Raw genomic sequence first — 15,066 nt, 5'->3', positions numbered from 1 at the left:
GGCACACGCCCGGCACGCATCGCCATGCGCCGGGACGGCGGGTATGCTTCCATCACGAACACCTTTCGCCCTCGGGACACCACCGTGCTGACACACCTCTTCGCCGCAGCCACCCTCGTGGCGTGCGCGCTTCCCCTGGCCGCGCAGCCTTCGACCACCTTCGCCAAGGCGCCTCCGCTCCCGGACCTCACCGGCAAGGTAGTGCTGATCACCGGATCCACCGATGGACTCGGTCGGGACGTGGCGCGACGCGTGGCAGCGGCAGGGGCAACGGTGCTCATCACGGGACGCAGCGCGGCACGCGGTGACTCCCTGGTGGACGAGATCCGGCGCACGGGCCGGGGGCGCGCGCGGTTCTATCGCGCCGACCTCGCGTCGCTCGCGGACGTTCACCGACTCGCCGACGCGGTGCTCCGGGACCACCAGCGACTCGACGTACTGATCAACAATGCCGGCGTCGGCTTCGTCTTTGACTCCACGCGCCTGTTCAGCGCCGAGGGGTACGAGATGCATTTCGCCGTGAACTACCTCGCGCATTACCTGCTCACACAGCGTCTGTTGCCGCGCATCGTCGCCAGCGCACCAGCGCGCATCATCAACGTGTCGTCGGGATCGCAGACCCCCATCGACTTCGATGACGTGATGATGAGCAAGGGCTACACGGGCGCGCGAGGGTACGCGCAGAGCAAGCTGGCCCAGGTGTTGATGACGATCGACATGGCGCCCGACCTCGAGCGTCAGGGGGTGCTGACCTACTCGCTGCATCCGGCGACGACGATGGCGACGACCATGGCCCGCGCGCTGAACGTCACCCCGCGGAGTACCATCGCCGAGGGGGTGGAATCGGTGGTGAATGCCATGACGACCACCGAACCGACCGGGACCTTCTTCAACCAGCTCAAGCCGTGGAAGGCGAACGCGCAGGCATATGACGCTGCGGCACGACAGAAGCTCCGTGAAGTGAGCGAACAGCTGCTGGCGCCCCGGTAGCGCGCCGGCGGCACGAGGGGTAGCATCCCCCCGTCGTATACCCTGTCCCAGTGCCTGAAGCCTCTCCTCCGCCCGACGTCACTTTGCTCCTCCAGGCCGTGCGACACGGCGAGGAGGGGGCGCTCGACCAGCTCCTGCCGCTGGTCTACAACGACCTGCGGCAGGTCGCGGCGAAACACCTGCGTGGCGAGCGGATGGACCACACGCTCCAGGCCACCGCGCTCGTGCACGAGGCGTTTCTGCGCCTCGTCGACCAGCGGCACGTAAACTGGCAGAATCGCGCCCATTTCTTTGCGGTGGCCGCGCAGCTGATGCGACGCATCCTGGTGGACTACGCGCGGCGCGTGGCGACGGCGAAGCGAGGCAGCGGCCGCCTGGTCTCCCTGGATGAAGGGATGGACGTTCCCACGGATGAACCTGAGACGCTCCTGGGCATCGACGAGGCCCTGACCGCCCTGGGCGAGATGGACCCGCGGGCGGCCCGGGTTGTTGAGCTGCGCTTTTACGCAGGGCTCACCGTCGAAGAAGTCGCGGAGGTGATGCAGCTGTCCAGCGCGACGATCAAGCGGGAGTGGGCCACGGCCCGCGCCTGGCTCGAAGCCGAGCTGCAGCGCGACGTCGCGTGACGCGCTGGTCGCCCGAGCGGTGGGCGGACGTCAAGGCGATCTTTCACGACCTCACCCAACTGCCAGATGCCGAACGGGGGGCCGCCCTCCTCGCGCGCACGGCCGGCGACGCCGAGGCGCGGGAGGCCATCGGCCGCATGCTGCAGCACGCCACGCGCGACCACCTACGGCTCGACCAGGGGGCGGCCGGACTCCTGCCCAGCCTCAAGCGCGAACTGCCCGAGGGATTGCTGCCCGCGACGGGTACGCGGGTGGGAGCGTTCGAAGTCGTGCGGGAGGTGGGCCGCGGTGGCATGGGGATCGTGTACGAAGGCGTGCGCGTCGAGGACACGGGGATCGCCCGCGTGGCCATCAAGGTCTTGCCGCCAACCCGCGCCGAGACCGTCTTCGCTCGGCGCTTTGTGTCTGAACAACGGCTCCTGCAGCAGCTGGATCATCCCGGCATAGCACGCTTTGTCGACTCCGGCTGGACAAGCGGGAAGCGCCCGTGGTTTGCGATGGCGTATGTGGATGGCGTTCCTCTCGACCAGTGGTGCACCACGCAGGGGGTGCCGCCCGCGGGATGCGCGCGACTGGTGCGCGACACCTGCCACGCGGTGCAGCACGCCCACGAGCGCCAGGTGCTGCACCGGGACATCAAGCCGTCCAACATCCTCGTGACCGCGACCGGGCAGACGGTCCTCGTGGACTTCGGAATCGCACGTACACTCGACGACGACGCCCCGGGCACACTCACGCGCGCCGGCTTTCGTCCCATGTCCCTGAGTTTCGCGAGCCCCGAGCACCTCGCGGGCCGCCCCCTGACGGCGGCCGCGGACGTGTTCAGCCTCGGCGCCGTCCTCTACGTCCTGTTGGCCGGGCAGCCACCGACGTCGCGTCCAGTGCTACCGAGCGCGGCGGCAGCATCACGAGACGCCGAGGCCGTGGTGCCGTTTGACGATTGCGTGACACGCGCGATCGCGCACGACCCGTCATCTCGCTATCCCTCTGCGGAGGCGCTGGCGCAGGCGCTTGATGCCGCAATCGCCTCGGCGGCGTAGTGCGACGCGCGCGACATGGAACCCGACCGGGCGCGTCAACGATGCGATCTCCCGCGTGTCAATGACCGCGCGCACGAGCGCGGCGACCCGTCTACTCCCTCAGTCGACTTCTCGCCCTTCGTAAGTCACGTCGAGCATCAGCCGACCGCCGCGCACCTCGAGGACCGCCGTCATGGTCACCTCGACCTGTCCGTCGAGGTTGGTATCACCGACGACCAGATCGTCGAGGGTGTTGGGGCAGAAGTCAGCCTTCCCGAGGGTCACGCTTCCCAGATCCGGGAGGTTTGGCAGGGACGGAACCATCCGGATAAGCGTGAAGCTCATGCGGCTGATGTGCGTGTCGCAGCCGCAATCCCGGTCCGTACTGATGTCTTCGGCGCCCGTATCACCGATCAGGCTGACGAAGTCGCCCACGAACATCGGATCGCCGGTGACTCGACGCATATGCGCCGTGCCGTCGTTGCACGGTGGCGATTCCGCTCCGGCCGCCGGCAGGGTCGCGGTCACTCGCGCTTCTGCCCTGGTGCGGACGGGAGCATCCAGGTCGCCCCCCAACTGAAAGCCGGTCAGGACGCTGGGCGTGGTAGCACCAAAGCGAGCATGCAGGTCCACGGTCCGCCGCATCATGAACGTGGTCGAGGTGTCGTCACACGCGATGAACGGGGCGAGAAGGAAGAGCGCATGCCACGTGTGCCTTCGGATCCGGCGTGTGCCAGCTTGAGTAGGACGCATCAGAAGCCTCCTGGTTGGAGATTCAGCTGCTTGAGACGCCACACGGCCAACGCCGCACAGCGGCGCCGGGACCGCGTGAGCCTAGCTTGCCATCAACCCCGCCTGCCGGCAAGGGTGTTTGCCGAGTTGAGACGCAGGGTGATAGCGAGGCCTTCGAGCGCGCGGGCGCGCCGATCGGAAGAGCCGCCCTCCTCCTGACCCTCGAGGCGCAGGATCCGGGTTGTCTGCACCCGTGTCGCAGCGCACCATTCAGCTTCCCACAGGAGGGGTGTGATGTCGGGATGCACCGTATTCGGCACGGCGATCGGCACCTGTGCCATCGCGTGGCGGGAACCGCTGATCGTCGGGCTGAGCTTGCCGATGAACGACGGGTCGTCATCGATTGCGCGGTTGCTCCAACGACATCCCGACCTGACCTCGACCGAAGCTCCGTCCGCCATCCTGCGGGTCATTGCCCGCGTCGTGGCGCACGTCGGCGGCGCGCTCGACGACCTCCGCGACGTTCCGGTAGAGCCGGCTCCCGGCGCCTTCGACCGAACGATCTATGCGCTGACGCGCGCCATTCCACCTGGGCAGACGCGAACGTACGGCGAGTTGGCCGCGGCCGCGGGCGACGCCACCCAGGCGCGTGCCGTGGGCCAGGCGATGGCGCGCAACCCGGTGCCATTGATCGTCCCCTGTCATCGCGTGCTCGCCGCCGGGGGCGCCCTCGGCGGATTCTCGGCGCCCGGCGGCACAGCGACCAAGCATCGGTTGCTCCAGCTGGAAGGCGCCGCCGTGGCGGCGCAGCTGGGGATGTTCGACCTCTCGCCGGGGACCCCGCGCTAGCGAGATGATGTCGCGCCTAGTCGGCGCGTAGCACCTGCGCCGGCTCCACGCGCGTCGCGCGACGCGCCGGCAGCACGGCCGCCAGCGTCGCGGTGAGCAACAGGACCAGCCCCACCCCCACCAACACGGTGGCGTCACGCGGCGCCACGTGGAACAGCAGGTCGGCGACCAGCGGGGCAAGGGCCAGCGCGAGGACCGCGCCTAACGCGAGCCCGATCGTCGCGTCCACGAGTCCGGCCCGGACGATCAGCCCCCGCAGGTGGCCCGGGGCGGCGCCCAGGGCGGCGCGGATCCCCAGTTCGTGCCAGCGCTGCGCAACGTCGTAGGCCACGAGCGCATACAACCCGATGGCCGCCACCAGCAAAGCAATCGCCCCAAAGAGCCCGAACATCGTCGCGCCGAGCCGCCACTGCTGCACCTCGCCGTCCATGAGGGTGCCCATCGGGCGCACATCGGCGAACGGCAGGTCGGGCTGCAATCCCTGGAGCCGGGCCCGGATGGCCGGCACGGCCAGCGACGGATCGCCCGTGACCCGCATGAATAGGGTGCGCATCGACGCGGCGGTAAATGTCTCCTGCTGCATGACGACCACGTACTGCGCCGTGGGCGTTTCCCGCAGGTTGTCGCGGTAGGCGTTTTCCATCATCCCGACGACGGTGGCACAGGGCGCGGTGTCGGCGCCCACCCGGATGCACTTGCCAACCGCGGACTGCCCCGGCCACAGGGCGCGTGCCATATGCTCGTTCACCACCGCCACCGGCTCGGCACCCTTGACGTCGGTCGGTTGGAAGCCGCGCCCCTGCAGGATGCGCGTGCCGACCGTCTCGAACCAGGTAGTGGACACGGCATTCACGTACCAGCCGTCGCCGATGTCCGGGAGTGAGTCATACCCAGGCACAAAGAGGTCCGTGGCCCAACTCGACGCGAAGGGTGCGGTGACCCCAAGCGCGGCGTGTGAGATCCCCGGGATCGAGCGGACCGCATCTTCCGCGTCTTGCCAGAAGCGATTGAATGTCGTGTCCGAGCTGAAGCGGTTGCTGACCTCGATGTTGGCGACCACCACCTGGTCGACGTCGTACCCAAGCCGGAGGGAGGAGACGTTCGCGAGACTCCGCACAAAGAGGCCCGTCCCCACTAACAGCAACGTGGAGAGTGAGGCCTGCACCATCAGCAGCCCGCGCTGGAGGGGGGTGCGACGCCGCCCCGCACCGGTACTTCCGCTCTTGAGCGCTCCCGTGAGGTCGCCGCGGCTTGATACCAGTGCCGGCAGGAGACCGGCCACCAGCGCGGAGATCACGGCGGCGAGCGCGGTGAAACCGGCCACTCGCGCCCCGACCGTCGGGACATCCCAGGCATAGGCATTAAGCAGAGTGGCCCGCATGAGCCGTGTGCCCCACCAGGTAAGCCCGAGGGCCGCCGCCCCGGCGACGACGGCGAGCAGGAGCGCCTCGCTGACCAGGGCGCGCAGCAGGCGCCAGCGGCGCACGCCGAGCGCGAGCCGTACGGCGAGTTCCCGCCGCCGCCGGTTGTGACGGGCGAGGAAGAGGTTGGCCGTGTTGGCACAGACGATGAGGAGAACCACGGCGGCCACACCCAGCAGCCAGGTCGCGACGCGCGCGGGTGCCGACGATCCCGACTGTCCCGTCGCTGATCCGGCGATCCCCGCACCGCGGGCGGGGACAATGGAGCCGAAGACCACCGTCGCAAGAGAATCCCCCTTCTTCGCGGCCGCGTTGGCGCGTTGGTGCACCAGCGTGGCGCGTTCGCTTGCCACGGCACGCGACACGCCCGGGGACAACTGACCAACGACGCGCAGCCAATACATGTTGCGCGTATCCGCCCACCAGGCGCCGAGGTACTCGCTGGCGACCAGGCGGAGCGGAAGCCAGGCATCAACCCGCCGCCCCTGCGGCCCGTGGAATCCGCGAGGAGCAACACCCAGGACCGTGTACGTGCGCGCGTCAATGCGCATGGTGCGACCCACGATCTCCGGGTCGCTCCCGAAGCGCCCGGTCCAGAGCCCATGCGAAATGACGACAACATTCTCGGGGCTGGCTGGATCGTCGTGCGCCGCGTGGAAGAAGCGCCCCATCGCGGGTTGCGTCCCGAGGACATCAAAGAAGTCTCCGGTGGCCAACCCCAGCGACAGGCGCGTGGCACTGAGTCCGCGGTCGAGGGAGCCCTCGGTCAGCCAAAAGGCCGCTGCCTTTGCCAGCACCCCGCTGGTGTCCCGCAGCGTCGCAAAATCCGGATACGAGGTGCTCGTCTGCGTGAACGTCGCGCCCCGGTACGGCTTGGCGAAATACACGAGCGTCATGTCGTCGCCACCGCGGACGGCCGCGGGAGGCTGCAACAGGAGCCGGTCCACGACGCCGAACATCGTGGCGTTGGCCGCCAGCCCGACGGCCATCGTCGCGATGACCCCAAGGGAGAAGAGTGGCTCACGCGCAAGGGCGCGCACGGCGAGACGCAGGTCGGTGAAGAAGGTCCCGATCCGCTCATACCATCGTTGCCGATACACCCCCGCCGTGTCTTCCGCTTCCAACGTGACGCGCACGCGCTCGCGGTCGCCGAACCGACGCTCAGCCTCGGCGCGGGCGGCCTCCGAGGAGAACCCACGGGCGATGAGATCCGCGACCGCCGTGTCCATGTGAAAGCGGATCTCGTCCTCAACATCACGCCGCACCGATGCGTCGGTGGCCTCGTGGCGAACCACGCGTCGAAATCCCGGGATGCGTTCCATGGGCGGCCTCACGCGGGCTGGAGGATCTTGCCGACGGCGACGACGTAGCGCTGCCACTGAGAGGCTTGGGCCTGGAGTGCGCGCCGTCCCGCCGTGGTGATCGCGTACTGCTTTACGCGACGCCCCCCGTCCGTGACCCCCCACTCGCTCGCGATCCATCCCTTCCGCTCCATGCGATGGAGCGACGTGTAGAGCGCGCCGTCCTCGATGGCAAGGGCATCGTCGGTGGTGTCGCGAATCCAACGCGCGACGCCATACCCGTGGTTTGGCCCCCAGGTGAGGGTCTTGAGGACCAGAACATCGAGCGTGCCCTGGAGGAGCTGCATGGGATCGTCGGCCATCGCACCCTCAACTGTTGAGGGTACGATGGCGAGGCCCGTCCCGCCGCGTCAAGGGGTGCCGCCAGGCCCGACAGACGTCAACGTGACGGTTTGCACTCCCTCCCGTGGGGACCCACCTTCCCTAGCCCGGCACAGCAGGGCGCCGCGCGTCAATGTCGCACGGCGCGCGCGGCGCTATTGCGCCACTACCCGCTTGACCCACGCGCCGGCGGGAAACGTCGCGGTGGCCGCATCCACCCCGTTGATCAGCGCCAGCTGCTCGATGGGGATCACGGACGGGAACTGCTGCTGGAACTGCGCGAGTGTCATCGCGCTCCGCACCTGAACGACGCGCAGGCGGTTCGGCTTCGCGTTCAACGCCTGGGGATCGGTGAGCCGCTGGAAGGAGCCCATGGCCCCGCGAAAGACGCGGTCGTAGTTGCCCAGCTTGGCCTGGTCGGTGTAGGCCAGCAACCGGTACGTCGTGCCATCGAGCTGGACAAACGTCACGTAGCCGGCGAGTGCGGCCTCCTGGGTCTGGACGGCGAATTGCGCGCTGGCCGCGGGCAACCCGTTGATGGTCGTGCTGGACGCCCCGCTCGACTGGATGCCCTGTTGCCCGAGGAACTGTGACAGCGCTTGCTGGGGTGTCCCCGTCGCGCCGGACAAGACGAGCAGGGCGTCCTGCGCCGCACTCATCCCGGCCACCTGCTGCGCGCTGTTCTGCGTCCGCCACCCAGACGGAAAATCGAAGCGGAACTTCAGCGTGGGGTGCAGGAAGGTCGCCTGCTGGAAGAACCCTTGCCGCGGGTCGTCGCCAAACACCATCCCATCGAGACGCTGGAGGAACGGGTCGCGGTTCACCTTGAGCGGCCCGGCGGGTCGCGTCCACGCCGCAATCCGTTCGTGGGTTTTCGCCACCCGATTCCCCGGATTGGGGTGGGTCGAAAGCCATTCGGGAGTCCGCTGGCTTCCGCCCCCAGTCCGATCAAGCGTCTTGAACATCTCGGCCATCTCGGCAGGGTCGAACCCGGCGTTCGTCATGTACTTGAAGCCGAGTTCGTCCGACTGGGTCTCGTCGTCGCGGCCAAACTTGAGGAACATCACCCCCAGTGCCTGGCTCCCGAGGTTGCCGAACTGCTGGAGTTCGGGGCGGAGGATCATGGCACCGACGAACAGCCCCTGTGTCAGCTGTGCGCGCGACATCTGGCTCACGGAGTGCCTCGCGGTGACATGCCCGATCTCGTGGCCGAGGACCGAGACAAGCTGCGCCTCGGAGTTCATGTGGGCGAGAATCCCGCGCGTCACGAAGAGCGGACCACCGGGGAGCGCGAACGCGTTGACGACGGGATCGTCGATCACGGTGAACGACCACGGCAGGTTCGGGCGCTCGGACGCGCGCGCCAGTGGCATCCCCAGTCCGTTCACGTATCGCTGGAGGACCGAGTCCGGGTAGACCCCCATTTCTGAGGATGCGGACTTCGCAGCCTCAAGCCCCATGGCGATCTCCTGCTGCTCGCCGATAAGGGAGAGTTCGCGCCGCCCGGTGACGGGGTTCGTGGCGCAAGCTGCAGCAAAGGCGGTGGTCGCGACAGCGGCGGCGAGGGAGAGTGTTGAACGCATCGGGAGCGAGAGATGAGGGCTCTCATATCTTAGCCCCTTTCGCCCTTCCCCACACCGCCGGACTGGCCTACGTTGGCTCGCGCCGACCGACGCCTTCGCCCCCCATCCATGTCCCGTCGATACCTCGCCCTCCTGCTCATCCCGATGGCCTGCTCGGAATCCGCCTCCCGTGGAGGAGACACGGCTGGGGCCGCCACGGCCTCCTCCGAGGCGTCGGCCCCTGCCGAGTGGCGGGATCTCGTGGACAGTGTCGCCACCGGGTGGCGTTCCTATAAGAAGGCCACCCTGGAGGGATGGGGAGTGGTCGACGGCGCGTTGACGCGCACCGGGCCCGGCGGCGACATCGTGTACGCTGCGGAGGAGTACAGCGACTTTGAACTCGAGCTTGAGTGGAAGCTCCAACCCAAGGGGAATTCCGGCGTCTTCTTCCGCGGGACGGAGTCGACCGAGTGGCTCTACGAAAACGCGCCCGAGCTACAGGTGCTCGACAATATCGGGCACCCGGACAACTCGACGGACCTGACGGTGTCTGGTTCCAATTATGGCCTGCATCCGGCGCCCCGTGAGGCCGTGAAGCCGGTGGGCGAGTGGAACACCGTGCGGATCGTGGCGAAGGGGGCGCACGTGGAGCACTGGCTCAACGGGCAGAAGGTCGTGGACTACGAGCTGTGGAGCCCGGACTGGGAGGCGAAGGTCAAGGCGAGCAAGTTCGCGCAGTGGCCGAGTTATGGGCGGGCGCCGAAGGGGTTCATCGGCCTCCAGGACCATGGGGACTGGGTGGCCTATCGGAACATCCGGATCCGTCCACTCTAGGATTCCCATGCCAGTGCGCACCCGACTTTCGATCATGATGTTCCTCCAGTACTTCATCTGGGGGAGCTGGTTCGTCACGATGGGGACCTACCTTGGGCAGACGCTGGGCTTCAGCGGACGCGAGGTGGGACTGGCGTATGGCGCCACGGCGATCGCCGCCTTGATCTCCCCGTTCTTCGTGGGCATGATTGCCGATCGCTTCTTTGCCAGCGAGAAGTTGCTCGCCGTGCTGCACTTGGTGGGCGCCGCGCTGATGTACCTTGTGGCCCAGCAGAAGTCCTTTGGCGCGTTCTACCCCATGTTGATCGGGTATGCGCTCTGTTACATGCCCACGCTGAGCCTGACCAACTCGATCTCGTTTCACCATGTCACGAACCCGGCGAAGGATTTCCCGCTGATCCGGGTGCTCGGCACCATCGGGTGGATCGCGGCGGGCACCTTGATCGGCAAGGGGCTCAAGGCCGATGCGCTCGCCACCCCGATGCTCGTCGCCTCCGCGGCGTCGGTGCTCCTGGGACTCTTCAGCTTCTCGCTACCGCACACACCGCCCAAGGCGGCGGGCACTCCCTTTTCCGCGCGTGACGCCCTGGGGCTCGACGCCCTGCAGCTGCTGAAGGACCGGGACTTCGCCGTGTTTACCCTCGGGTCGTTCCTGCTCTGCATTCCCCTGCAGTTCTACTACTCGTTCGCGAACCCCTTCCTGAACGAGATCAAGGCGCCAGATCCCGCCTTCATCCAGACGTTCGGGCAGTGGTCAGAGATCGGCTTCATGGTGTTGCTCCCGATGTTGTTGCCGCGATTCGGGATCAAGAAGATCATGGTCGTCGGGATGGCGGCGTGGGCCCTGCGCTACGTGGCCTTTGCCCGCGGTGACGTCGGATCCGGGATGTGGCTCCTCTTCTTCGGCATCCTGCTGCACGGGATCTGCTACGACTTCTTCTTTGTCTCCGGGCAGATCTACACCGACCAGAAGGCCGGGCCGAAGATTCGCGCCGCCGCGCAGGGGTTCATCAACTTCGTCACGAACGGCGTCGGCTACTTCATCGGGGCCTTTGCCTCGGGCGCCGTGGTGGACCGCTTCTCCCGCGCCAACGCGGACTGCACCGACCCGGTGACCCAGGGGTGCCTCGCGGTTACGCACGACTGGCATGCGATCTGGCTCCATCCCGCGGTGATGGCGGGAGTGGTGGCCATCATTTTCCTGGTGGTGTTCCGGCCGAAGGAAGAGGGAATGCGGGGATAGGGGAGCGGCCCGACCAGATACACGGCGGGCCTGGTTCTCGGCTACGACCCTATGAGCAGTACGAGCAGTACGGGCGGCACGGGCGGCACGAGAGAGTCCTTCGACACGACTAACAGTCGAGAACCAATGACGAGCAGACGCACCTTTGTATCCGACCTGTCGCGCGCCGCTGCGGGCGCCTACGCTTTCACCATCGTCCCGCGCCACGTGCTGGGGCGCGGGTACCGGGCGCCGAGTGATACGCTGAACATCGCGTGCATTGGCGTGGGCGGTATGGGCTACAGCGACGTGCAAGGGGTGGCGATCGAGAACATCGCCTACCTCTGCGACGTCGACGACAAGTCTGCAGAACGCGCCTTCCTCAAGTGGCCGAAGGCCAAGCGGTATCGCGACTACCGCCAGATGTTTGACCGCGAGGCGTCCAGCTTTGACGCGGTGACCATCACCACGCCGGACCATGCGCACGCGGCCATCGCGATGATGGCACTCAAGGCGGGCAAGCATGTTTACTGCCAGAAGCCGCTTGCCCGCACCGTGGGAGAAGTACGAGCGCTCAAGGCCGAGTCGGCGCGTCGACCGAAGCAGTCCACGCAGATGGGGAACCAGGGGCATGCGATGGACTCGACCCGGATCCTGCGCGAATGGATCGAGTCTGGCGTCATCGGCACCGTGCAACGCGTGGAGTTCTGGACAAACCGTCCGATCTGGCCGCAAGGGATTAATCGCCCGACGGAAATGCACAACGTTCCGCCGACCCTCGACTGGAACCTGTGGCTCGGCCCCGCCGCCGAGCGACCGTATCACCCGAGCTACGCCCCATTCAACTGGCGAGGCTGGTGGGATTTCGGCACCGGCGCGATGGGGGACATGGCCTGCCATATCATGGACGCGTCGTTCTGGATCCTCGACCTCAAGTTTCCGTCGAAGGTGATCCCGGAATCGACCCCGTTGTTTACCGAGACCGCGCCGAAGGGCTCACGCATCACCTATGAATTCCCCGCCCGCGGGAATCGTCCCGCGGTCACCCTGGTTTGGCGCGACGGATCGATCTTCCCGCCGCGCCCTGAAGATTGGGGGTTGGATCGGGCCTGGCCGCATGATCCGGAAGGCGGGCAACTGTGGATCGGCACCAAGGGGACGTTGGTGGCGGGCACCTATGGCGCGGACCCACAACTCAGCGACCCGGTGAAGAACGCCGAGCTCATGTCGAAACCACTGCCCCCGAAATACCCTCGCACCCAAGGGGTGTACAAGGAGTGGATCGAGGCGATCAAGGCCGGAACGCAGCCAGGATCCAACTTCGTGGGACACGCTGGCCCACTCACCGAGATGATCGCGCTTGGCAACCTGGCGGTGCGGTCGGGTCGGACGATCGACTTGGACCCGGAGTCCGGAGTGCTGAAGACCCCGAACATCCCGGCGGAGTGGGTGACACCGAGCTACCGCACGGGCTGGTCCCTGTAGCAAGCCAGGCCACACTCTCCGAACCGGCCTACGTCTCCCGCGCCGGTTCGGGGCACCCCGCGGTGCGGTGGCGCGTTAGCTTCGGACCATGCAGCTCCGTGATGCCGTCGGACTGGCGCTGTCCCAGCTCCGCGTCCAAAAACTGAAGAGTGCCTTCACCCTGCTCGGGGTGACCATCGGCGTGATGTTCCTGATCGCCGTGGTGTCGATCGTGGAGGGCATGGGGCGGTACGTGGAGGAGGACTTCGCCGGGCGTCTCCTGGGGACGAATACCTTCACGGTGCGGCGGTTCGACAATGTTGGGCCCGGAGGGCAGCGGGGATTTGACGCACGCGAGGCGTCCCGACGGCCCCTCATCCGGATGACCGACGTCGCGGCGGTGCGTGCCGTGCTTCCCGCCGCGATGAAGAGCACGGTCACCAGCGAGACCTTCAAGTACGCCTCGTCGCCCGGGGCACGGCCGCGACAGGTACAGGCGGTCGCCGCCGACGCGGACTACTTCGCGATCAAGAACTACGTGATCGAGAAGGGGCGCGCGTTCAATGAACAGGAGGAGCGCTCCGGGGCGCCGGTGCTCGTAATCGGCAAGGAGGTCGCCGAACACTACTTCCCCGGACTGGACCCGGAGGGCCGCACGCTGCGCATTCAAGGCGTGCCGTTTACGGTCATCGGGGTGATCGAGGAGCAGGGATCGGTCTTCGGCTTCTCGCTGGACCGTCTCGCGGTTGCGCCTTTCTCCTCCGCGATGGGGCGGATCATTCGCCCGGAAAAGGATATCGGATCCCTGGTGGTCCAGGTGGCGCGACAGGAGGACATTCCCGAGGGTATTGAGCTGGCCCGCTCGGCCTTACGTTCGATTCGCGGGTTGCGCGCCTCTGAGCCGGACAACTTCGGCCTGGTCACGCAGGATGCGGCCTTTGGCTTCATTGCCGAGCTCAAGGGGCGCCTGGTGTTGTTCGGGACGGCGCTGCCGGCCATCAGCCTCATCGTGGGGGCAATGGTCATCATGAACATCATGCTGGTCGCGGTTGCGGAGCGCACCCGGGAGATCGGGGTGCGCAAGGCGTTAGGCGCGCGCCGGAGTGATATCCTGCGCCAGTTCCTCGTGGAGGCCACCACGCTGAGCATCATGGGGGCCGCCGTCGGCATCGGGCTGGGCATCGGCCTCGCGATGTTGATTTCGAGCCTGACGCCACTGCCCGCAGCCGTCGCCCCCTAGTCCATCGTCGCTGCCCTGATCACTGGCGGTGGCGTCGGCGTCGCCGCTGGTGTCTATCCCGCGAGCCGTGCCGCCCGGCTCGATCCGATCGCTGCGCTCCGCTCCGAATAGGCCATGAACCGCTTCCTGCTCGTCTTCGAGGGTGTCGTCATGGCCTTCGACGCCATCCGGTCCAACAAGGTGCGTGCGGCACTCACCATCGCCGGAGTGGCGATCGGCGTATTTGTGGTGGTCGCCATGGGCGCCGTGGTCAACGGGATCCAGCAGTCGTTCCGTCAGGACCTCGAGTCGATCGGCGCCACCTCGTTTTTTGTGCGTCGGCGCAACCCGGGGATCAGTGGATGCGACGGCACGGACGAGAAGTGCCCCGACCGACGCAATCCGCCGATCTCGTTCGAGGAGTGGGACATGATCAAGCGGGTCCCGGGGGTGCAGGATGCCGTGGGCGTCCTCGGCGGAGGCGCGAACTTCGCCTACCGCACCAACCGCGCGGACAACGTCGGGTTCGACGGCTACAGCCCGGATTGGCCCCTCGTCGACCCGTCGGATATCTCACCCGGGCGTAACTTCACGCGCGCCGAGTACGATGCCGGCCAGCCGGTCGTGCTCGTCAACGACACCTTGCGCGCCCAGCTCTTCGGGGACTCGGACCCGATCGGCAAGCAGGTCGAGTTGGATGGACAGCCGTTCACGGTCATTGGTATCTACCAGCCGAAAGCAGGCTTCCTCAAGACGATGGAAGGCAAGGGCCCGGACACCCCGCGCGCCATCCTGCCCCTGCAAAGTGCGGTTCGGCGACTGGCGGTCTTCCGGCGCGACCTGACCCTGCTCGTGCGGCCGTCCTCCACCATCACGCAGGATGAGGTGATGGACCAGGTCGTCGCCGCCATGCGCGCCCGGCGCGGATTGAAGCCGGGGACGGACAACACCTTCTACCTCATCGGGCAGGACCGGTTGATGGACACCTTCAACCAGTTGTTTGGCGCCATCTTCGCCGTCGGCCTGGCGTTGTCCGGTGTGGCGCTGCTCGTGGGCGGCGTGGGCGTGGTCGCGATCATGACGATCTCTGTCACCGAGCGCACACGGGAAATCGGCGTGCGAAAAGCCTTGGGGGCCACCGCAGGGACCATTCGCTGGCAGTTCCTGGTGGAGGCCGCCACGTTGACCAGCGTTGGGGCCTTGATTGGACTCGCGATCGGCGCGGGGCTCGCATGGCTGATCCGCACCAGCAGCCCGATTCCGGCTACTCTGCCGCCGAGCATCGTGGTTACGGCGCTCCTGGCCAGCGCGATCACTGGTGTGGCGTTCGGGATGGTGCCGGCGTTGCGTGCCTCGCGGCTCGACCCCGTCGCGGCCTTGCGCTACGAGTAGCGGGCAAACGATGAACGGCGCCTCGTGGGCGCCGTTCATTGGTCAGAAGGCGTC

Annotated in this window: 12 protein-coding genes and 1 pseudogene; 9 read left to right on the top strand and 4 right to left on the bottom strand. The window is 67.2% G+C overall.

Annotated elements, in window-relative coordinates; all coding sequences use genetic code 11:
• Positions 1-24: 24 nt before the first annotated feature.
• From IPK85_08855 to IPK85_08845, 3 genes are read left to right on the top strand one after another with little or no spacing between them, the layout of a single operon-like run.
• Entirely contained in the window at positions 25-990 is a 966-nt protein-coding gene (locus IPK85_08855) for an SDR family NAD(P)-dependent oxidoreductase (protein ID MBK8247489.1), read from the top strand.
• Positions 991-1,040: 50 nt separating this feature from the next.
• Positions 1,041-1,616: a sigma-70 family RNA polymerase sigma factor gene (locus IPK85_08850; GenBank protein MBK8247488.1), complete on the top strand. Its 576-nt coding sequence runs from the start codon at positions 1,041-1,043 to the stop codon at positions 1,614-1,616.
• A complete protein-coding gene (locus tag IPK85_08845) occupies positions 1,613-2,656 on the top strand; it encodes a serine/threonine protein kinase (protein ID MBK8247487.1) in 1,044 nt (347 codons plus the stop codon). The genes IPK85_08850 and IPK85_08845 overlap by 4 nt, the downstream gene beginning before the upstream one ends.
• 99 nt (positions 2,657-2,755) lie before the next feature.
• Here the strand turns inward: IPK85_08845 and IPK85_08840 are convergent, their stop codons facing one another.
• Entirely contained in the window at positions 2,756-3,388 is a 633-nt protein-coding gene (locus IPK85_08840; GenBank protein MBK8247486.1) for a hypothetical protein, read from the bottom strand.
• Between the two features lie 270 nt (positions 3,389-3,658).
• On the opposite strand from IPK85_08840, the gene IPK85_08835 reads away from it, so the two are divergent.
• Positions 3,659-4,216 (top strand): methylated-DNA--[protein]-cysteine S-methyltransferase, encoded by a 558-nt coding sequence (locus IPK85_08835; GenBank protein MBK8247485.1) that lies wholly within the window; start codon positions 3,659-3,661, stop codon positions 4,214-4,216.
• Positions 4,217-4,232: 16 nt separating this feature from the next.
• On the opposite strand, the gene IPK85_08830 is transcribed toward IPK85_08835, so the two are convergent.
• The 3 genes from IPK85_08830 to IPK85_08820 form a co-directional block, all read right to left on the bottom strand.
• Positions 4,233-6,959: an ABC transporter permease gene (locus IPK85_08830; GenBank protein MBK8247484.1), complete on the bottom strand. Its 2,727-nt coding sequence runs from the start codon at positions 6,957-6,959 to the stop codon at positions 4,233-4,235.
• A gap of 8 nt (positions 6,960-6,967) precedes the next feature.
• A complete protein-coding gene (locus tag IPK85_08825) occupies positions 6,968-7,300 on the bottom strand; it encodes a PadR family transcriptional regulator (GenBank protein ID MBK8247483.1) in 333 nt (110 codons plus the stop codon).
• A 174-nt stretch (positions 7,301-7,474) separates the two neighbouring features.
• Positions 7,475-8,902, bottom strand: a complete 1,428-nt coding sequence (locus IPK85_08820) for a M48 family metalloprotease (GenBank protein MBK8247482.1) — start codon at positions 8,900-8,902, stop codon at positions 7,475-7,477.
• Positions 8,903-9,010: 108 nt separating this feature from the next.
• Here IPK85_08820 and IPK85_08815 point away from each other — a divergent pair, with 108 nt between their 5' ends.
• From IPK85_08815 to IPK85_08795, 5 genes and pseudogenes are all read left to right on the top strand, one after another.
• Complete coding sequence (locus IPK85_08815; protein ID MBK8247481.1) at positions 9,011-9,715, top strand: DUF1080 domain-containing protein; 705 nt, start codon at positions 9,011-9,013, stop codon at positions 9,713-9,715.
• A 7-nt stretch (positions 9,716-9,722) separates the two neighbouring features.
• Positions 9,723-10,958, top strand: a complete 1,236-nt coding sequence (locus tag IPK85_08810) for a nucleoside permease (GenBank protein ID MBK8247480.1) — start codon at positions 9,723-9,725, stop codon at positions 10,956-10,958.
• 126 nt (positions 10,959-11,084) lie between these two features.
• Complete coding sequence (locus IPK85_08805; GenBank protein MBK8247479.1) at positions 11,085-12,422, top strand: Gfo/Idh/MocA family oxidoreductase; 1,338 nt, start codon at positions 11,085-11,087, stop codon at positions 12,420-12,422.
• 88 nt (positions 12,423-12,510) lie between these two features.
• Positions 12,511-13,752 (top strand): annotated as a pseudogene (locus IPK85_08800) (ABC transporter permease).
• 15 nt (positions 13,753-13,767) lie between these two features.
• Entirely contained in the window at positions 13,768-15,012 is a 1,245-nt protein-coding gene (locus IPK85_08795) for an ABC transporter permease (protein MBK8247478.1), read from the top strand.
• Positions 15,013-15,066 lie beyond the last annotated feature (54 nt).

The sequence above is a fragment of the Gemmatimonadota bacterium genome, assembly GCA_016712265.1.
GTDB lineage: Bacteria > Gemmatimonadota > Gemmatimonadetes > Gemmatimonadales > Gemmatimonadaceae > RBC101.
Note: the sequence above shows the minus strand (reverse complement) of the source record. Positions and strands in the feature narration are given on the sequence as shown.

Coding starts and splice junctions, on each gene's coding strand:
- IPK85_08855 (MBK8247489.1), top strand. CDS start 25: ATGCGCCGGGACGGCGGGTATGCTTCCATCACGAACACCTTTCGCCCT.
- IPK85_08805 (MBK8247479.1), top strand. CDS start 11,085: ATGACGAGCAGACGCACCTTTGTATCCGACCTGTCGCGCGCCGCTGCG.
- IPK85_08840 (MBK8247486.1), bottom strand. CDS start 3,388: ATGCGTCCTACTCAAGCTGGCACACGCCGGATCCGAAGGCACACGTGG.
- IPK85_08830 (MBK8247484.1), bottom strand. CDS start 6,959: ATGGAACGCATCCCGGGATTTCGACGCGTGGTTCGCCACGAGGCCACC.
- IPK85_08810 (MBK8247480.1), top strand. CDS start 9,723: ATGCCAGTGCGCACCCGACTTTCGATCATGATGTTCCTCCAGTACTTC.
- IPK85_08815 (MBK8247481.1), top strand. CDS start 9,011: ATGTCCCGTCGATACCTCGCCCTCCTGCTCATCCCGATGGCCTGCTCG.
- IPK85_08825 (MBK8247483.1), bottom strand. CDS start 7,300: ATGGCCGACGATCCCATGCAGCTCCTCCAGGGCACGCTCGATGTTCTG.
- IPK85_08820 (MBK8247482.1), bottom strand. CDS start 8,902: ATGCGTTCAACACTCTCCCTCGCCGCCGCTGTCGCGACCACCGCCTTT.